A 15,846-nucleotide genomic window follows, 5' to 3' on the forward strand; every position below is an offset into this window, starting at 1 on the left:
CACCGATCACACGCTCCCGTGCCGCGCGCGGGCCACCCACGACTTGCCCAGCCCGGCCAGCGCGACGACTGCGCGACGCGGCTTGCCCACGGTCGCGCGCCGACCGAAGATGTCGAAGTCCGAGGCCTCGATGCGGTCGAGGATCTCCGAGTACAACGTCGCCGCGGCCGCAACGCACGGCCGTGACGCCGGCGCGAGCTTGCCGATGCCGGGTTCGGCGTCGTCATAGGTCTTGCGGGTGATGGCGTGCTGTTCGGCCAACGCGGCACGCAGCCGAGGTTCGGTGCGCCGATTGGCCTGGCACCACCGCAGCAGATCCCGGTCCACGCCATGGACGGCGAGCTCGTCGGCGGGCAGGTACACCCGCCCGCGGTGCAGGTCTTCGTCGACGTCGCGCAGGAAATTCGTGAGCTGGAACGCCTTGCCCAGCGCCGCGGCGTACGGGGCGGCCTCCTGCCGCGGCACGACAGTGCCCAGGATCGGCAGCATCTGCAGCCCGATCACCTCGGCCGACCCGTACATGTACTTCTCGAGGGCGGCGCGGTCCGGATAGTCGGTGACCGTGAGATCCATCCGCATCGAGGCGAGGAAGTCGTCGAACAGGTCCCACCCGATGTCGTACTTGCGGGCGGTGTGCACCACCGCGGCCAGCACCGGGTCGTCCCCGCACGGCTGGTTCTCGACCAGGGCGTTGAACAACCGCGTGGACAGCTGCTGCAGCTGCTCGGCGCGTTCGTCGACGGTGCGCGGGTCGTCGAGATCGTCGAGGATGTCGTCGGCGAAGCGCGCGAAGCCGTACAGCGCGTGCACGGCGGGTCGCTGCCGCGGGGCCAACAGCCGGGTGGCGAGGAAGAACGTCTTGCCGTAGCGGGCGTTCAGGCTGCGACACTGCCGGTAGGCGTCACGCAGTGACGGATCGCGGACACCCGCCGCGTCGAGCTCGGTGTGGATCATGAGCAGCTGACCTCCGAGGTGGGCTGGCTGTTGTGCACCCCGGTGATGCGGTCCGCGGCGAGCCGACCGGACAGGATCGCGGTCGGCACGCCGACCCCGGGGACGGTGGAGGAACCCGCCAGCACGACGTTGTCGACGCCGCGGACGGTGTTGGCCGGCCGGAACGGCCCGGTCTGAGAGAACGTGTGCGCCAACGCGAACGGGCTACCGGCGGCCATGCCCTGCCTGCCCCAGTCCGCCGGGGTCACGACGTGCAGCACCTCGGCGTCGTCGGCGACACCCGGGGCGCGCTTGCGGACGGTGTCGATCATGTCCTCGACGTAGCCCGGTCCCACGGTGTCCCAATCCACCACGCCGACATCGGTGTTGGGCGCGGGGGCGAGGACGTAGAGAAGGTCGCGTCCCGCGGGAGCCAGCGACGGGTCGCCGGCCGTCGGCCGGGTCACCAGCAGCGACGGATCCCGCATGGTGCGGCCCTCGTCGATGATGTCGTCGAACGTCTGGTGCCAGGCGTCGCCGAACAAGATCGTGTGGTGGCCGGCGGCCTCCCCGACCGCCTCGCAGCCGACGTGCGCGACGACCGCCGACGGCGCGGCCCGCAGCTTCACCGGCCGACGGGGTGTGCGACGCACCAGACGGTAGGTGTCGGGCAGCTCCGTGGTGAGCACGACGGCGTCGGCCGGCACCCGGACACCCTCGGCCGTGCGCACCGCGGTCACCCGCGACCCGCTGAACTCGAGCTCGGAAACCGTTGCGTTGTAGATGAACTCGACACCCGCGTCGGAGGCGGCGGCCGCCATCGCGTCGGGCAGCGCCCGGACCCCGCCCTGCGGGAAGTACACCCCGGCCACCGTGTCCATGTAGGCGATCACCGCATACGCGGCCAGAGCGCTCTGCGGTGGCACACCCGCATAGAGGGCCTGGAAGGTGAACACCCGCAGCAGTCGCTCGTCGGTGATGTGGCGGCGCACCATGCGCTCCCACCCGCGGAAACCGCCCAGTGCGGCGAGCCGGGCGAGCTGCGGGGTCAGCAGCGACAGCGGTGAGTCGAAGTTGGCGCCGATGAAGCCGTCGAACTCGGCGCGGTAGAGCTTGGTCAGCCAGTCCCGCAGACGCAGATACCCGTCGGCCTGCTCGCGGCCGGCGAAACGCTCCACCTCCGCGGCCATGGCGGCTGCGTCGGTGTGGACGTGCACCGCGCTGCCGTCGGCGAACCGCGCCTCGTACGCCGGGTCGACCCGCTCCATCGGCAGCCGCGCGGCCAGCGTGTCACCCACGGCGGCGAACGCGTCGTCGATGATGTCCGGCATCGTCAGGACGGTGGGACCGGTGTCGATCTTGTAGCCGCGGATGTCTTCGCGGCCGACCCGCCCGCCCGGGTGAGCGCCGCGCTCGACGACGGTGACCTGGCGGCCGCGGCCGGCCAGCTGCAGTGCCGCCGAGAGTCCCGACAGTCCGGCTCCGACGATGACGACGCGGTCCGTGCGTCCGGTGACGGTACGCATCACGCCGCCCGCTGGGTGCAGGCGACGGCCATGTCGGCCAGCGCGGCCCGGGCGAAGTCAGGCAGTTCGACGGAGTCGAGATGATCCAGGGCCAGGCTGTGCCGGTCGGCGATCAGCTCTTCGAGCCATGTCACGGCACCGCTGGCGACGATCAGGTTGCGCCAGTGCTCGGCGGCCTCGGCGTCGATGTGCGGGCGGTTCATCAGCTCGAACAGCTGATCCCGCAGCGGTCCATCGGCCAGCTGGTAGGCGGCGATGATCACGCTGGTGGCCTTGCGTTCCTCCATGTCGGTGCCGGCTGACTTGCCGGTCAGCGACGGTGTGCCGAACACCCCGAGCAGATCGTCGCGCAGCTGGAACGCCTCGCCGATCGCCGCACCATAGGCCGACAGCGCGTCGACGACGTCGCCGTCGCAGCCGGCCATCACGGCGCCGATCTCCAGTGGCCTGCGCACGGTGTAGTTGCCTGACTTTCGACGCAGCACGTCGAGAACCTCCTCGAGGGTGGGCAGTGCATGTGAGCTGTTGACCAGGTCGGCGAACTGACCGATCGCCAACTCGGTACGCATGTCGTCGTAGTGGGGCCACACCCGCTCCAGGGCGGGCTGCCCGACACCGCTGCGGCGCAGCATCTGCTCGGCCCACACCAGGCACAGATCGCCCATCAGGATCGCCGCCGACTCGCCGAACCGGTCCGACGAGCCCGCCAGTCCGCGGTCGCGATGCCACCGGCTGAACGAGACGTGGGCGGCCGGCCGGGCGCGGCGCAGCGGTGAGCAGTCCATGACGTCGTCCTGGATCAGCGCGAACGCGTGCAGTAACTCCAGGCTCGCCGACGCGCGCACGGCCGCGTCGCTCTCGCCGGCCCCACACAGCCAGCCGACGTACATGAACGTCGACCGCACGTACTTGCCGCCGTCGAGGAAATCGGCGAGGAGATCACCGGCGATGTCGACGTTGGCTGCGGCGAGTCGACCGACGCACTCGGAGCGGACGAAGTCAGCCAGATGTTCACGCACCTCGGCGCGCAGGTCATCGCGCCAAGCACCCAGCGGGTCCGTGGTAGCGGGCCGCGCCCCCGACATGACCAGGCGCGTGCGCGCCCACTCGCTGTCCCTCAAACCCACACTCCTCTGGTGATGCGTCCTCGCCGGACCGCCGCGGCACCTTCCATTCGTTACGACCTTCGGGCCGGATTGGTCGGACCCCGGAAATTCCTCGTGCGTGGTTGTACCCACTGAGAAGCCAAGCACGTATGTCTGCGAATAGCACCTGCGGGATCGCAAGCACGACTACACCGTGGCGTCAGGTGCCTGTTTGAATCGTCGGATGATCCGCGATGAACCCCCCGCCGCAGCGGCGGGCGGGCGACCACGGGACGCCACGATCGACGAGCGTGTGCTGGCCGCGACGCGCGAACTGCTGCTCGAGGTGGGCTGGGACGACTTCAGCGTGCGCATGGTGGCGGCCCGAGCCGGCGTGGGCCGCGCCAGCTTGAGCCGGCGCTGGAACTCCAAGGCCGAATTGGTGTTGGACGCGATCCTCGGGCAGACCCCGGACCTGACGCCGTTCGCCGGCACGGATCTGGCGGGCTGGATCGAATGGGTGGTGCGGGGCAGCTACGAGTTGTTCAGCCGACGCGACGTCAGCGAAGCAGTTCCCGGACTGCTGCTGACGCTGCGGGAGAACGACGCCGTGCGCAGGGCTCTCTGGGCGAACTTCACTACGCCCGCGGTCGCGCTGTTCGCCGAACACCTGGCCGCCGACACCCCTGCCGCCCGGCGGCGCGCCGAGCGCGACGCCCGTGCGGTGCTGGTGATGGCAGCGGGCGCGGCGCTGGTGACGACGACCGTCGCGGTCGAAGACGACACCGACGCGCTACGGCGCAGGATCGCCGAGCTGCTGTCCGCGAGCATCCGTGCGGCTCCCCCGCACTGACGCGATGATCGCCTCGCGCGCCGGCCGCCAGCTCATGTCGAGGTCCCGCAGTGTCTCGCTGTCATCGGTGGGTGTGGCGGCGAGCAGCAGGGTGGCCGCTTCGTAGCTCAGTCCGTCGGGCAGAGCCACGTGCCGTGCCAGCAGATCGGCGGCGCGGGCCGCGGCGATCAATGCTGCGGCGGGCAACCGGACTCGCCGGATACGCCGACCGAGACCGGCCGACAGCGCGTCGACCATGTCGTCGAAGCTCAGCAGTTCTCCCCCGCAGACGTAGCGGTGTGGCCCTCGGCCGGGACGCATCGCGCGCACGTGCACATCGGCGACGTCGCGCACGTCGATCATCTGCATGCCGCCGCGCACTCTCGGGGCGACGGCCCAACGCAGGATCGGCGCCCAGCCGCGTTCGGTCACGCCGGGAGCGGTACCGAACGCCGGACCGACGACGCTGGACGGATAGGTGACGACGACGGGGGCGCACGCTGCCTGCAGGTTGCGCGCGACCCGATCGGCGTACGCCTTCGTCTTCGCATACGCGCTACGGCCCTCGGTGGTGGGTGTGCTCGGTGAGATCACCCCGTCGCGGGGCGGCCAGAGCGCGCTGTAGCTGCTCACGGTCAGCACGGGATCGAGGCCACGCTCGACCGCGCGGTGCAGGATCGCCTCCGTCGCGTAGGCGTTGACGTCCCACATCAGCCGCACCCGCCGCTCGTCGGTGCCGACCACACCGGCCGCGTGCACGAGCGCGTCCGCGCCGTCGACGAACGCGACAACGTCTGCGTCGCAACAGATGTCGCCGACGTGGACTGTCACCTGTCCCGCTGCGCTGAGGCGCCCGAGCACCGGCGCATGCGCCTCGGCCGAAGGCACCAGCAGGCGCACGCGATGACCGGCCGCGAGCAACGCGCGCGCCGTGTGGGCCCCCACATATCCGGTTGCTCCGGTGACCGCGATGTCCAGTGATCCGCCTCCTCGTTGCGCCGCGGCCACATTACGATGCCAATGGCATCGATACAAGCGGCCACCGCGCATCGACCTCGAATTCACCGTCGGCCGACAGGCACCCACAGCTTTTTCGCACTGTCCTGCCAGATCGTTGACAGGTCCGTATATTTCCGCGCATGGCGATCACGGAGGAACCGTCGACACCCGCGGTCGGCGGGAAGGGTCTGCAGGCGGGCGCCCTCGGCCTGGTGGGCAATGTCGTGATCGGCCTGGCCGCGGTCGCGCCGGCGTACAGCCTGGCGGCCACCCTCGGCTACGTCGTGCTCGAGGTGCAGGAGAAGGCGCCCTCGATGTTCGTGCTGGCGTTCATTCCCATGCTGCTGGTGGCCTTCGCCTACAAGGAACTGTCCCAGGACACCCCGGACTGCGGAACCACATTCACCTGGGGCACCAAGGCGTTCGGGCCGTGGATCGGCTGGATCGGCGGATGGGGACTGGCGGTGTCGGCGATCATCGTGCTGGCCAACGTCGCCGAGATCGCCGCCATCTACCTGTACAACTTCCTCGGTCTGGACTCGCTGGCCGACGATCCTGTCGCGACGGTTTCGCTGGGCTGTTTCTTCATCATCGCGATGACGCTGATCTCGGCGCGCGGCATCGTGGTCAGCGAACGGGTGCAGAACATCCTGATCGCCATCCAGTTCGGCGTGCTGATCGTCGTCAGCGTGCTCGCGTTGTTCCGGGTGTTCACGGGAAGCGCCGGGGCGCAAGCGATCACACCGCAGTGGTCCTGGTTGTGGCCGAGCGGACTGGACACCTCGTCGATCGCGGCCGCGGTGATCCTGTGCATCTTCATCTACTGGGGGTGGGACGCCTGCCTGGCCGTCGGCGAGGAGACGAAGAATCCCGGCAAGACACCGGGCATCGCCGCGGTGATCACCACGCTCATCCTGGTGTGCACCTACGTCTTGGTGGCCTATGCGTTGCAGTCCTTCGCCGGCTTCGGTGACGTCGGGATCGGGCTGAACAATCCCAACAACACCGACGACGTACTCACCGTGCTCGGCGAACCGGTGGCCGGCACCATCGCCGCATCGGCCCTGCTGCTGACGGTCTCGGTGTCGGCGCTGTCGTCGACGCAGACCACGATCCTGCCGACCGCGCGCGGCACCTTGTCGATGGCGGTGTACGAAGCGATTCCGAAGCGTTTCGCCGCCGTGCATCCGCGCTACATGACCCCGGCGTTCGGCACCATCGTGATGGGACTGTCCGCACTGTTCTTCTACCTGCTCCTGAAGGTGCTGTCGGAGAACGCGCTTGCGGATTCGGTGGCGTCGCTGGGATTGGCCGTGGCCTTCTACTACGGGGTCACCGCATTCGCCTGCGTGTGGTACTTCCGGCGCACGTTGTTCACCTCCGTGCGAAACCTGTTCTTCCGCGGCATCTTTCCGCTTCTCGGCGGGATCGCGATGGCGGTCGCGTTCGTCATCAGCGCCAAGGACATGATCTCTCCCGACTACGGCTACACCGCATTCGGCCCGATCGGCGGCGTGTTCGTGCTCGGCATCGGCATGCTGGTGCTCGGCATCCCGCTGATGCTGGCCTGTTTCGCCTTCGGCACCAAGCGGTTCTTCCGCGGCCAGACGCTCAACGCCGGCACCGAAGTCAAGGTCCCCGACGTCTACTAAGGAATCGCCATGCACCTGACCGTGGGCTACCTCGCCACACCGACCGGCGACGACGGCGTCGCACTGGCCAGCGCACTCGCCACGACGTTCGGCGCCACCGTCGACGTCGTCCTCGTCGTGCGTGAGGAACTCCCCGACGGCCATCCGGGGCGGCAGGAGTACCAGCGGATGCTGCTCGCACGCGGCCAGGAGTGGGTGGCGCGGGCGGTGGCCGCGCTGGCCCGCGACGGTGTCGAGGCGACCCCGTCGGTGGTCGTCGGAGAGTCGTTCGCGCAGACGCTGATCGACGCCGCGGTGGAGAAGACCTCTGACCTGATCGTGGTCGGCGGGGCCCGAGACGGGTTCTTCGGCCGGCACACCATCGGCCCCGTCACCGGCGCGCTGTTGCACTCCTCACCGCTGCCGGTGGCGCTGGCACCGCGCGGGTACGCCGAGGATCCCGACGAGACGTTCGCCGCGGTGACCGCGGCGGTGCCCACCCGGCCCGGCGATGACAACCCGCTGCCGTTCGCGATCACACTGGCCAGCGCCGCCGGACTGCGGATTCGCATGCTGTCGCTGGTGTCGGCGGAGAACCTCGCCGAGGCGGGCAGCGCACGGGAGGTTCGGCAGCTGCAAGTCGCCGCGGCCGAGGAGAACCAGGCCGTCGCCGCCCGGGCGCTACCCGACGCACCAGAGATCGAGTCGCTGGTGGCCGACGGGATGACGCTGGAGTCGGCGCTCAAGAAGCTCAAGTGGGACGATGGCGACCTGCTGGTGGTCGGCTCGTCCCGCTTCGCCGCGCCGCGCCGCATCTTCCTCGGGTCGACGGCAGCCCGCATCCTCGCCGGCGTCGACGTGCCGGTGATCGTGGTGCCTCGCGAGGAGTAGGACCTCTTTCGCGAAAGTGCACTCACGGTTGCGATCCGGGCGAGATCACGACAGTGAGAGCACTCTCGCGACAGCTAGCGCTTGGCGAAGATGGTGCGGTGCCACTCCTTGTCGACCACACCGGTGATGTCGCTCATCACGTGCTTGATCGACAGGTACTCCTCGAGTGAGTACTGGCTCATGTCCTTGCCGAATCCCGAGGCGCCGAATCCGCCGTGCGGCATCTCCGAGATGATCGGGATGTGGTCGTTGATCCACACGCAGCCCGCGTGGATCTCCCGCGACGCGCGCTGTGCGCGGTAGACGTCACGCGTCCACGCCGAGGCGGCCAGCCCGTATGCGGTGTCGTTGGCCTGCCGGATCGCGTCGTCGTCGTCGGTGAACGACCGCACCGTCAGCACCGGCCCGAAGATCTCGTCGCGGTACACCTCCGACTGCTCGGACACATCGGCGATCAGCGTCGGCCGGTAGAACGATCCCGGGCCGTCCGGGGCGACGCCGCCGGTCACGATGCGCCCGCCCTCACCCGGCGCGCGCGCCACCATGTCGGCCACCTTGGCCCGGTGGGCGAGCGTGATCAGCGGTCCGAGGTCGGTGTCGGGGTCCTGCGGGTCGCCGACGACGATCTTGCCCATCACCTCGGCGACGCCGGCGACGAAGTCGTCGTAGACCTCCCGCGCGACGATCGCCCGTGTCGCAGCGGTGCAGTCCTGTCCGGAGTTGATCAGCGCGCCCGCGACGGCGCCCTGGATCGCGGCGTCGAGATCCGCGTCGTCGAACACGACGAACGGCGCCTTGCCGCCGAGTTCGAGCTGGGTGCGATGCCCGTGCACTGCCGCGGCGGCCATCACCTTGCGCCCGACCGCCGTCGACCCGGTGAACGTCACCATGTCCACCCCGGCGTGCCCCGCCAGCGCAGTCCCCACATCCGCGCCGGCACCGGTCACGACGTTGAGCACCCCGGGCGGCAGCCCCGCCTCGCCGGCCAACCGGGCGAGCGTCAGCGTGGTCAGCGGGGTGATCTCCGCGGGTTTGATCACCACGGAGCAGCCGGCGGCCAACGCGGGCAACACCTTCCACACCGCCATCTGCAGCGGGTAGTTCCAGGGCGTGATCGTCGCGACGACCCCGACGGCTTCGCGGCGGATCGACGACGTGTGGTCACCGGAGTACTCCCCGGACGCCTTGCCCTCGAGATGGCGCGCAGCGCCGGCGAAGAAGTCGATGTTGTCGACGCTGCCCGGCACGTCGAACTCGCGCGCCAGCCGCACCGGCTTACCGGTCTGGCTGACCTCCTCGGCGACCAGCGTCTCGGTTGCCGCGTCGGCCAGCTTGGCCAGGGCGGCCAGCACCGCCGACCGCTCGGCCGGGGTGGCGCCCGACCAGCCGGGCAGCGCCGCGCGTGCGGAAGCGACGGCCCGGTCGACGTCGCCGGGAGCCGCCAACGCCATCTGGGCGACAGGCGCACCGGTCGCCGGGTCGATCACGGTGTGCGAGGCGCCACCGGTGCGTACCGGTTCGCCGTCGATCCAGCTGCCGGCGACATCAGTCTCAGAAACCACGGTCATGGGCCAAAACTACCGTGCCGGCACCGGAGAAATCTACGCATTACGGCACCGTCAACGACACCTAACGAGTGATTTCATGGTGATGGTTGCCTGAAACGACGGATTCCGTGCACAATCTCAGGCATGGTCAACCCGGGCGTTCCGCACGCCGTCGGCCCTGTCTCCTTCCGAGTGAACCAGTCCCGTCCCGGTGCCGCCTTCCAGCTCGACGAGCTGTCCAAGGCGATCATCGAGAAACTGCAGCAGGACGGCCGCCGCTCCTACGCCGGCATCGGAAAGGCCGTCGGTCTGTCGGAGGCCGCGGTGCGCCAGCGCGTCCAACGCATGGTGGACGCCGGGGTCATGCAGATCGTCGCCGTCACCGATCCGATGCAGCTCGGATTCGCTCGCCAGGCGATGATCGGCGTGCGCTGCACCGGGGACACCACCAAGATCGCCGAAAAGCTCGCCGCCCTGGAGTCCGTCGACTACGTGGTGCTCACGGCCGGCTCCTTCGACGCCATCGTCGAGGTGGTGTGCGAAGACGACGACCACCTCCTGCAGCTTCTCAACACCCAGATCCGCGCGTTACCGGGAGTGATATCCACAGAAACCCTCGTTTATCTGAAACTCGTTAAGCAGCAATACAATTGGGGTACACGATGACGATCATCTCCGAAACGGACCAAACAACCACCTCCGACCTGGGCGCCCGGGCCAACCGACACCTGTGGGGCCACTTCGCTCGTCACGGCGCGGGCATCACGCCCACGGTCATCACTCGCGGCGAAGGCGTCCACATCTGGGACAGCGAAGGAAACCGCTACATCGACGGACTGTCGGGCCTGTTCGTCGTCCAGGTCGGCCACGGCCGCAAGGAGCTCGCCGAGGCCGCGGCCAAACAAGCGGAATCGCTGGCGTTCTTCCCGCTGTGGTCGTTCGCGACGCCGCCCGCGGTCGAGCTGGCCGAGCGAATCGCGGGCTACGCACCCGGTGACCTGAACCGGGTCTTCTTCACCACCGGCGGCGGCGAGGCCGTCGAGAGTGCCTGGAAATTGGCCAAGCAGTTCTTCAAGCTGACGGGCAAACCCGGCAAGTACAAGGTGATCTCGCGATCCATCGCGTACCACGGCACCCCGCAGGGCGCCCTGGCGATCACCGGTATCCCGACGTTCAAGGCGCCGTTCGATCCGCCGACACCGGGCGGCTTCCGCGTTCCGAACACCAACTTCTACCGGGCGCCCGAGCAGTTCAGCTCCGACCCCAAGGCGTTCGGCCGCTACTGCGCCGATCGGATCGCCGAGGCCATCGAGTTCGAGGGCCCCGACACCGTCGCCGCGGTGTTCCTGGAGCCGGTACAGAACGCCGGCGGCTGCTTCCCGCCGCCGCCGGGATACTTCGAGCGGGTCCGCGAGATCTGCGACGAGTACGACGTGCTCCTGGTCTCTGACGAGGTCATCTGTGCCTACGGCCGCATCGGATCGATGTTCGCCTGCAACGATTTCGGCTATGTGCCCGACATCATCACCTCCGCCAAGGGCTTGACGTCGGGCTACTCCCCGCTCGGCGCGATGATCGCCTCTGACCGGCTGTTCGAGCCGTTCGACGACGGCTCCACGGTGTTCGGGCACGGCTACACCTTCGGCGGGCACCCGGTGTCGGCGGCAGTCGCGCTGGCCAACCTCGACATCTTCGAGCGCGAAGGCATCAACGACCACGTCAAGGAGAACGCCCCGGCGTTCCGGGCGACGTTGGAGAAGCTGCACGACCTGCCGATCGTCGGCGACGTCCGCGGCGAAGGGTTCTTCTACGGCATCGAACTCGTCAAGGACAAGGCCACCAAGGAGACGTTCAACGACGAGGAGTGCGAGCGGCTGCTGCGCGGGTTCCTGACGCCGGCCCTGTTCGAAGCCGGGCTGTACTGCCGCGCCGACGACCGTGGCGACCCAGTGGTGCAGCTCGCGCCGCCGCTGATCTGCGGGCAGCGTGAGTTCGACGCGATCTACGACGTGCTGCACTCGGTCTTGGGCGAGGCCAGTCGCCGGATGTAGCTCGTTCGGCAAGACTGGGCGGATGGCCAGACCGCCCATCGATCCCGTCCGCTGGCAGGCGCCCCCGGTGGAGGCCCTGCCCGATTTCCCGACGGCGGCCATCACGCTGACCGTCGTCCCGGGTGGCGAACCCGAGGACGTCGTCGTCGACGGCGCCGGTCGACTCTGGACCGGCGCCCTCGACGGCAGCATCGTGCGCTTCGAGCCCGACGGCACCGCGCCCACGGTGGTCGCCAACACCGGTGGGCGGCCCCTCGGTTTGGCGTTCGCGCGCGACGGCCGGCTGCTGATCTGCGACAGCCCGCTCGGACTACTGGCACTGGATCCGGGGACTGGGCGAATCGAAACTCTGGTCGACACGATTGCCGGCCGGCGGCTGCAGTTCTGCTCCAACGTCACCGAAACCGCCGACGGCACAATCTATTTCACCGAGTCGACGACGGCGTTCACCGTGGCCGACTACCTGGGCGCCATCCTGGAGGCGCGCGGGCGTGGCGCTCTGCACCGCCTCGATCCCGACGGCACCGTCACGACCGTGGCCGACGGGCTGTACTTCGCCAACGGGGTCACGCCGACCGCTGACGGCCTCGCGCTGGTGGTGGCCGAAACCCAGGGTCGGCGACTGTCCACATACTGGCTCACCGGGCCCCGCGCCGGGACGATGCGACCACTCGCCGAGAATCTCCCCGGCATGCCGGACAACCTGTCCACCGGCGCCGACGGGCGCATCTGGTGTGCGATGGTGACGCCGGCCAATCAGCTGGCCGACCGGCTCGCCGCCGGCCCACCGTTCCTCCGGACCCTGATCTGGCGCTTGCCCGCGCGGCTGCAGCCGAAGCCCCAGGCGGTGGTGTGGGTCGTCGCGTTCGACCCCGACAGCGGCGCCGCGGTCGCCGGGATGCGCACGACCCATCCGCAGCTGCGAATGGTCACCGGCATGGTGGAGAGCAACGGCCGGCTCTGGCTGGGCAGCATCGGGGGCCCGCACCTCGGCAGCATCGCGCTCGCCGCCACCGTGTTGTGAGACACACTGCGTCACATTCGGGAAGCTTTGCCGTCAGCGCCCGGTTGTACCCGCCGGATCGGACACACACCACGAAGTCCGGTCGGACAACGACAATTTCACACAGTCAGAACCGCGCGACATCGCTCCACGGCTCCGACCCGACCAAGGGAAGAGCACCCCATGAAGACATTCACCATCACCACGACCGCTGCCGCCGCCCTCACCGCCGGCGTCCTCGGGTTCGCCGCCCCCGCGCTGGCCGCCCCGACCGGAGCCGGAAGCGCCGCTGACACCATCAGCGCGCTCGAGGCACAAGGCAACCGGGTCGTCGTCAACCGGCAGAGCAGCACGCCCCTCGACGAGGCGTCGGTCGTGTCCGTGACCCACGGGCCCGCCGTCCGCGAGGCGGTACCGAACGCCACCTCCAACGGTGACAACACCCGCTCGGTGAGCAGCCAGACGGTCTACGTCAACGTGCGCTGAGCACGGTGCGAGACGACAAAGGGGCACCTCCGCCAGGAGGTGCCCCTTTGTTGTGGGGGGTCAGCTGGCGTGCAACGGCGCGGGGGTCCGCGACTGGAACGACGGGTGACGGCGCATCGCCTCTTCCATCGCCTTGGCCCGCCGCTCCGCAGCGCTGAAGGCGGGGTGAGACCTCAGATCGACCACGGCTGCGGTGACAGTCGTATCGCTCGCCATCTTCGTCGCCATCTCAACGTCCTTCCGCTGAATTGCCTGGTTTCCTCAGCGTGCTCGGCCCACCTGAGCGCTTCGCTCAGTGTTAGCCGTGAAGTTGATGAGAAAGTATCCGCCCGCGAGGGCACCTAAACACGCTCACCGGCCCAATGTGAGCACGCTGATGTCCGGTGGTGCACCGACACGCACCGGCGGCCCCCAGAAGCCCGCGCCCCGCGAGACGTAGAGCTGTGTGCCGTCCACGGTGGACAGGCCCGCGAGCGACGGCTGAGCCAATTCGACCGCGTAGTGGAACGGCCACATCTGTCCTCCGTGCGTGTGGCCGGACAGTTGCAGATCGACGTTGCGCTGCGCCGCCTCGGCCACCTGGACCGGCTGGTGCGCCAGCAGGATCGTCGGCGTCGCGGCGTCGACACCGCGCAGCGCCGCGTCGAAGTCGGGCGGCTCCTGCACCGACCGTCCGGCCAGATCGTTGACCCCGGCCAGATCGAACGCCGCTGCGCCCCGCCGGATTCTGGTGTTCTCGTTACGCAGCACCTGAAGACCGAGCCGGTCCAGTTCGGTCAGCCACTCGCCGGTGTCGTCGACGAAGTACTCGTGGTTGCCGGTCACGAAGAACGCACCGTCGCGGGCCACGAGGTCGGCCAACGGTGCCGCCGCGGACCCGAGTTGAGCGACCGTGCCGTCCACCAGGTCGCCGACCACGGCGACCAGATCGGGTTCGGTCTCGTTGATCATCCGCACGATCCGTTCGGTGTGCCGGCGACCCAGCAGAGGCCCGAGGTGGATGTCGGACACCACCGCGATGCGATAGCCGTCGAACTCACGGGCCAGCCGGGGCAGCCGCACCGGGACACGCAGCACGTCGGGCGGACGGAGTGCGGTCGCGACACCGACGCCGGTCACGCCGACCGCCGCCGCGCCTGCGGCGACCGCGCCCGCCCGGGCCAGGAAAAGCCGCCGATGATGGTCCGGTGGGTCATCGGCCGGGCGGCGACGCCGGGCGAGCCGCCCCGCAAGATGCGCCGGTTCGAGGACCAGCAGCGCCAGCACGAGGTAGACCAGGAGGCCGAACCACAGATAACCGGGCCAGGCGAGCCAGCCCGAGCCGGCGGGATCGCGCCGGGTCACCAGCGCCGCCACCAGCAGCGCGGACAGGACCAGCAGCAGGGCGGTCAGGATCCGGCGCATCCGACCCGGCCGGGTCGTGGACCGCACGGTGCGAAACCAGACATAAAGGCTCATCAGCCCGAGGGACGAGCCGAGAACGACAAGGAACATGGATCTCTTTCTGGCGGCTCGGGCGGTCCAGCCAGCCTAGGTGAGCCTCGCCGAAGGTCGTCATGGTCAGTCACTTGCGAAACTCTCATCACATCCGTCACCGCGTGGCTCACCGATCGGGATGTCGTGATCGCCTAATCTTCAACCCCGATGGCGACCTTCACGACGTTCCCGCTGCGGGTGTCTGCGCTGCTCACGACGGCGATGCTGGCACTGGCGCCGGTCGCTGCGGCCCAGCCGCCCGCCCCTGAGGCGAACACCTGCCCCTACCGGGAGGCGACCCCGCCCGCCGTCGACGCGTCCGAGGTCCCTGAGTCGGGCGATCCGCCGGCGCCGCTGCCCGTACCCGCCAAGCCCATGGGCGGCGACGCGCTCTCCGGATGCGGCGTGATCACCGCACCGGGCACTCCCCCGGTTCCGGGCGATGTCTCCGCCGAGGCGTGGCTGGTGGCCGACCTCGACTCCGGCGACGTGATCGCCGCGCGCGACCCGCACGGCCGCCACCGACCGGCGAGCATCATCAAGGTGCTCGTCGCGATGCAGGCCATCCGCGACCTGCCTCTGCACAAGGTGGTGCCGGGCACGCAGGAGGACGCGAACGCCGAAGGCACCCGAGTCGGTGTCGGCGAAGGCGGCTTCTACTCCATCAACGACCTGCTGCACGGCCTGCTGATGCATTCGGGCAACGACGCCGCGCACGCGCTGGCGATGCAGCTGGGCGGTATGGACGCCACGCTGACCAAACTCAACGCGCTGGCCAACAAACTCGGTGCCCGGGACACGCGGGTGGCGACCCCGTCCGGGCTGGACGGACCGGGTATGAGCACGTCGGCCTACGACGTCGGGTTGTTCTACCGGTACGCGTGGAACAACCCCGTCTTCTCGAACATCGTTCACACGCAGGAGTTTCCGTTTCCCGGACGCGGCGACGGCGGTTACCCGATCGAGAACGACAACAAGCTGCTGGCGAATTATCCCGGCGCGCTCGGCGGCAAGACCGGCTACACCGACGATGCCGGGCAGACCTTCGTCGGCGCCGCAGACCACGGCGGCCGACGTCTGGTGGCGGTGCTGATGCGGGGTACCCGGCAGCCCATCGCCCCCTGGGAGCAGGCCGCGCACCTGCTCGACTACGGCTACGCCACCGCGCCCGGCACCAAGGTCGGCACACTCGTCGAACCGGATCCGTCACTGCGAACCCCCGAGGCCGATCCCGCCGCCGCAGCCGCCGCGACCACCAAGGCCAGCGCGGCACTACCCGAGGTGGACGCCATGCCGGTGCGCGTCGGCGTCGGAGTCGTCGGCGCGGTGATCGTGTTCAGCCTGATCATGGGGGCCCGCGCGCTCAATCGCAGACCCCAGCACTGA

The 15,846-nt window shown here is 69.3% G+C and carries 15 protein-coding genes; 8 read left to right on the forward strand and 7 right to left on the reverse strand.

From position 1 onward, the window contains the following. Positions 1-6: 6 nt before the first annotated feature. Genes MHN84_RS02585 through MHN84_RS02595 form a run of 3 tightly spaced genes read right to left on the reverse strand, consistent with a single transcriptional unit; the run spans position 7 to position 3,544 of the window. Complete coding sequence (locus MHN84_RS02585) at positions 7-954, reverse strand: phytoene/squalene synthase family protein (protein WP_241203058.1); 948 nt, start codon at positions 952-954, stop codon at positions 7-9. Continuing rightward, on the reverse strand, positions 951-2,459 hold the full coding sequence (gene crtI / locus MHN84_RS02590; protein ID WP_241203059.1) for a phytoene desaturase family protein: 1,509 nt from the start codon (positions 2,457-2,459) through the stop codon (positions 951-953). The genes MHN84_RS02585 and crtI overlap by 4 nt, the downstream gene beginning before the upstream one ends. Next, the gene (locus tag MHN84_RS02595; RefSeq protein WP_374238304.1) at positions 2,459-3,544 is read right to left on the reverse strand and encodes a polyprenyl synthetase family protein; all 1,086 of its coding nucleotides are present in this window, start codon (positions 3,542-3,544) and stop codon (positions 2,459-2,461) included. The genes crtI and MHN84_RS02595 overlap by 1 nt, the downstream gene beginning before the upstream one ends. A gap of 244 nt (positions 3,545-3,788) precedes the next feature. On the opposite strand from MHN84_RS02595, the gene MHN84_RS02600 reads away from it, so the two are divergent. After that, complete coding sequence (locus MHN84_RS02600) at positions 3,789-4,397, forward strand: TetR/AcrR family transcriptional regulator (RefSeq protein ID WP_241203061.1); 609 nt, start codon at positions 3,789-3,791, stop codon at positions 4,395-4,397. Here MHN84_RS02600 and MHN84_RS02605 read toward each other — a convergent pair. Next, positions 4,338-5,354 (reverse strand): NAD-dependent epimerase/dehydratase family protein, encoded by a 1,017-nt coding sequence (locus tag MHN84_RS02605; protein WP_241203204.1) that lies wholly within the window; start codon positions 5,352-5,354, stop codon positions 4,338-4,340. The genes MHN84_RS02600 and MHN84_RS02605 overlap by 60 nt on opposite strands. A 161-nt stretch (positions 5,355-5,515) precedes the next feature. Between MHN84_RS02605 and MHN84_RS02610 the strand changes: the two genes are divergently transcribed. Beyond that, the gene (locus MHN84_RS02610) at positions 5,516-7,027 is read left to right on the forward strand and encodes an APC family permease (RefSeq protein ID WP_241203062.1); all 1,512 of its coding nucleotides are present in this window, start codon (positions 5,516-5,518) and stop codon (positions 7,025-7,027) included. Between the two features lie 9 nt (positions 7,028-7,036). Then, the gene (locus MHN84_RS02615; protein ID WP_241203063.1) at positions 7,037-7,897 is read left to right on the forward strand and encodes a universal stress protein; all 861 of its coding nucleotides are present in this window, start codon (positions 7,037-7,039) and stop codon (positions 7,895-7,897) included. Positions 7,898-7,971: 74 nt separating this feature from the next. On the opposite strand, the gene MHN84_RS02620 is transcribed toward MHN84_RS02615, so the two are convergent. Then, positions 7,972-9,465, reverse strand: a complete 1,494-nt coding sequence (locus MHN84_RS02620) for a gamma-aminobutyraldehyde dehydrogenase (RefSeq protein ID WP_241203064.1) — start codon at positions 9,463-9,465, stop codon at positions 7,972-7,974. Between the two features lie 123 nt (positions 9,466-9,588). Here MHN84_RS02620 and MHN84_RS02625 point away from each other — a divergent pair, with 123 nt between their 5' ends. The 4 genes from MHN84_RS02625 to MHN84_RS02640 all read left to right on the forward strand — a co-directional run bounded on the left by MHN84_RS02625 (position 9,589) and on the right by MHN84_RS02640 (position 12,984). Next, entirely contained in the window at positions 9,589-10,110 is a 522-nt protein-coding gene (locus tag MHN84_RS02625; RefSeq protein WP_043406241.1) for an Lrp/AsnC family transcriptional regulator, read from the forward strand. After that, entirely contained in the window at positions 10,107-11,495 is a 1,389-nt protein-coding gene (locus tag MHN84_RS02630) for an aspartate aminotransferase family protein (RefSeq protein ID WP_241203065.1), read from the forward strand. Before MHN84_RS02625 ends, MHN84_RS02630 begins: the two co-directional genes overlap by 4 nt. A gap of 22 nt (positions 11,496-11,517) precedes the next feature. Beyond that, entirely contained in the window at positions 11,518-12,519 is a 1,002-nt protein-coding gene (locus MHN84_RS02635; protein ID WP_241203066.1) for an SMP-30/gluconolactonase/LRE family protein, read from the forward strand. A gap of 162 nt (positions 12,520-12,681) precedes the next feature. Beyond that, positions 12,682-12,984, forward strand: a complete 303-nt coding sequence (locus MHN84_RS02640) for a hypothetical protein (RefSeq protein WP_241203067.1) — start codon at positions 12,682-12,684, stop codon at positions 12,982-12,984. Positions 12,985-13,044: 60 nt separating this feature from the next. Here MHN84_RS02640 and MHN84_RS02645 read toward each other — a convergent pair whose 3' ends face one another. Beyond that, the gene (locus MHN84_RS02645) at positions 13,045-13,212 is read right to left on the reverse strand and encodes a hypothetical protein (protein ID WP_241203068.1); all 168 of its coding nucleotides are present in this window, start codon (positions 13,210-13,212) and stop codon (positions 13,045-13,047) included. A 123-nt stretch (positions 13,213-13,335) separates the two neighbouring features. Further along, positions 13,336-14,478, reverse strand: coding sequence for a metallophosphoesterase (locus MHN84_RS02650; RefSeq protein ID WP_241203069.1), 1,143 nt, complete (start codon positions 14,476-14,478; stop codon positions 13,336-13,338). A gap of 150 nt (positions 14,479-14,628) precedes the next feature. On the opposite strand from MHN84_RS02650, the gene MHN84_RS02655 reads away from it, so the two are divergent. Further along, positions 14,629-15,846 carry a D-alanyl-D-alanine carboxypeptidase family protein gene (locus MHN84_RS02655; protein ID WP_304654303.1) on the forward strand — a complete coding sequence of 406 codons (1,218 nt, stop codon included), beginning with the start codon at positions 14,629-14,631 and terminating at the stop codon, positions 15,844-15,846.

The organism is Mycobacterium sp. PSTR-4-N (genome assembly GCF_022348085.1).
Taxonomy (GTDB): domain Bacteria; phylum Actinomycetota; class Actinomycetes; order Mycobacteriales; family Mycobacteriaceae; genus Mycobacterium.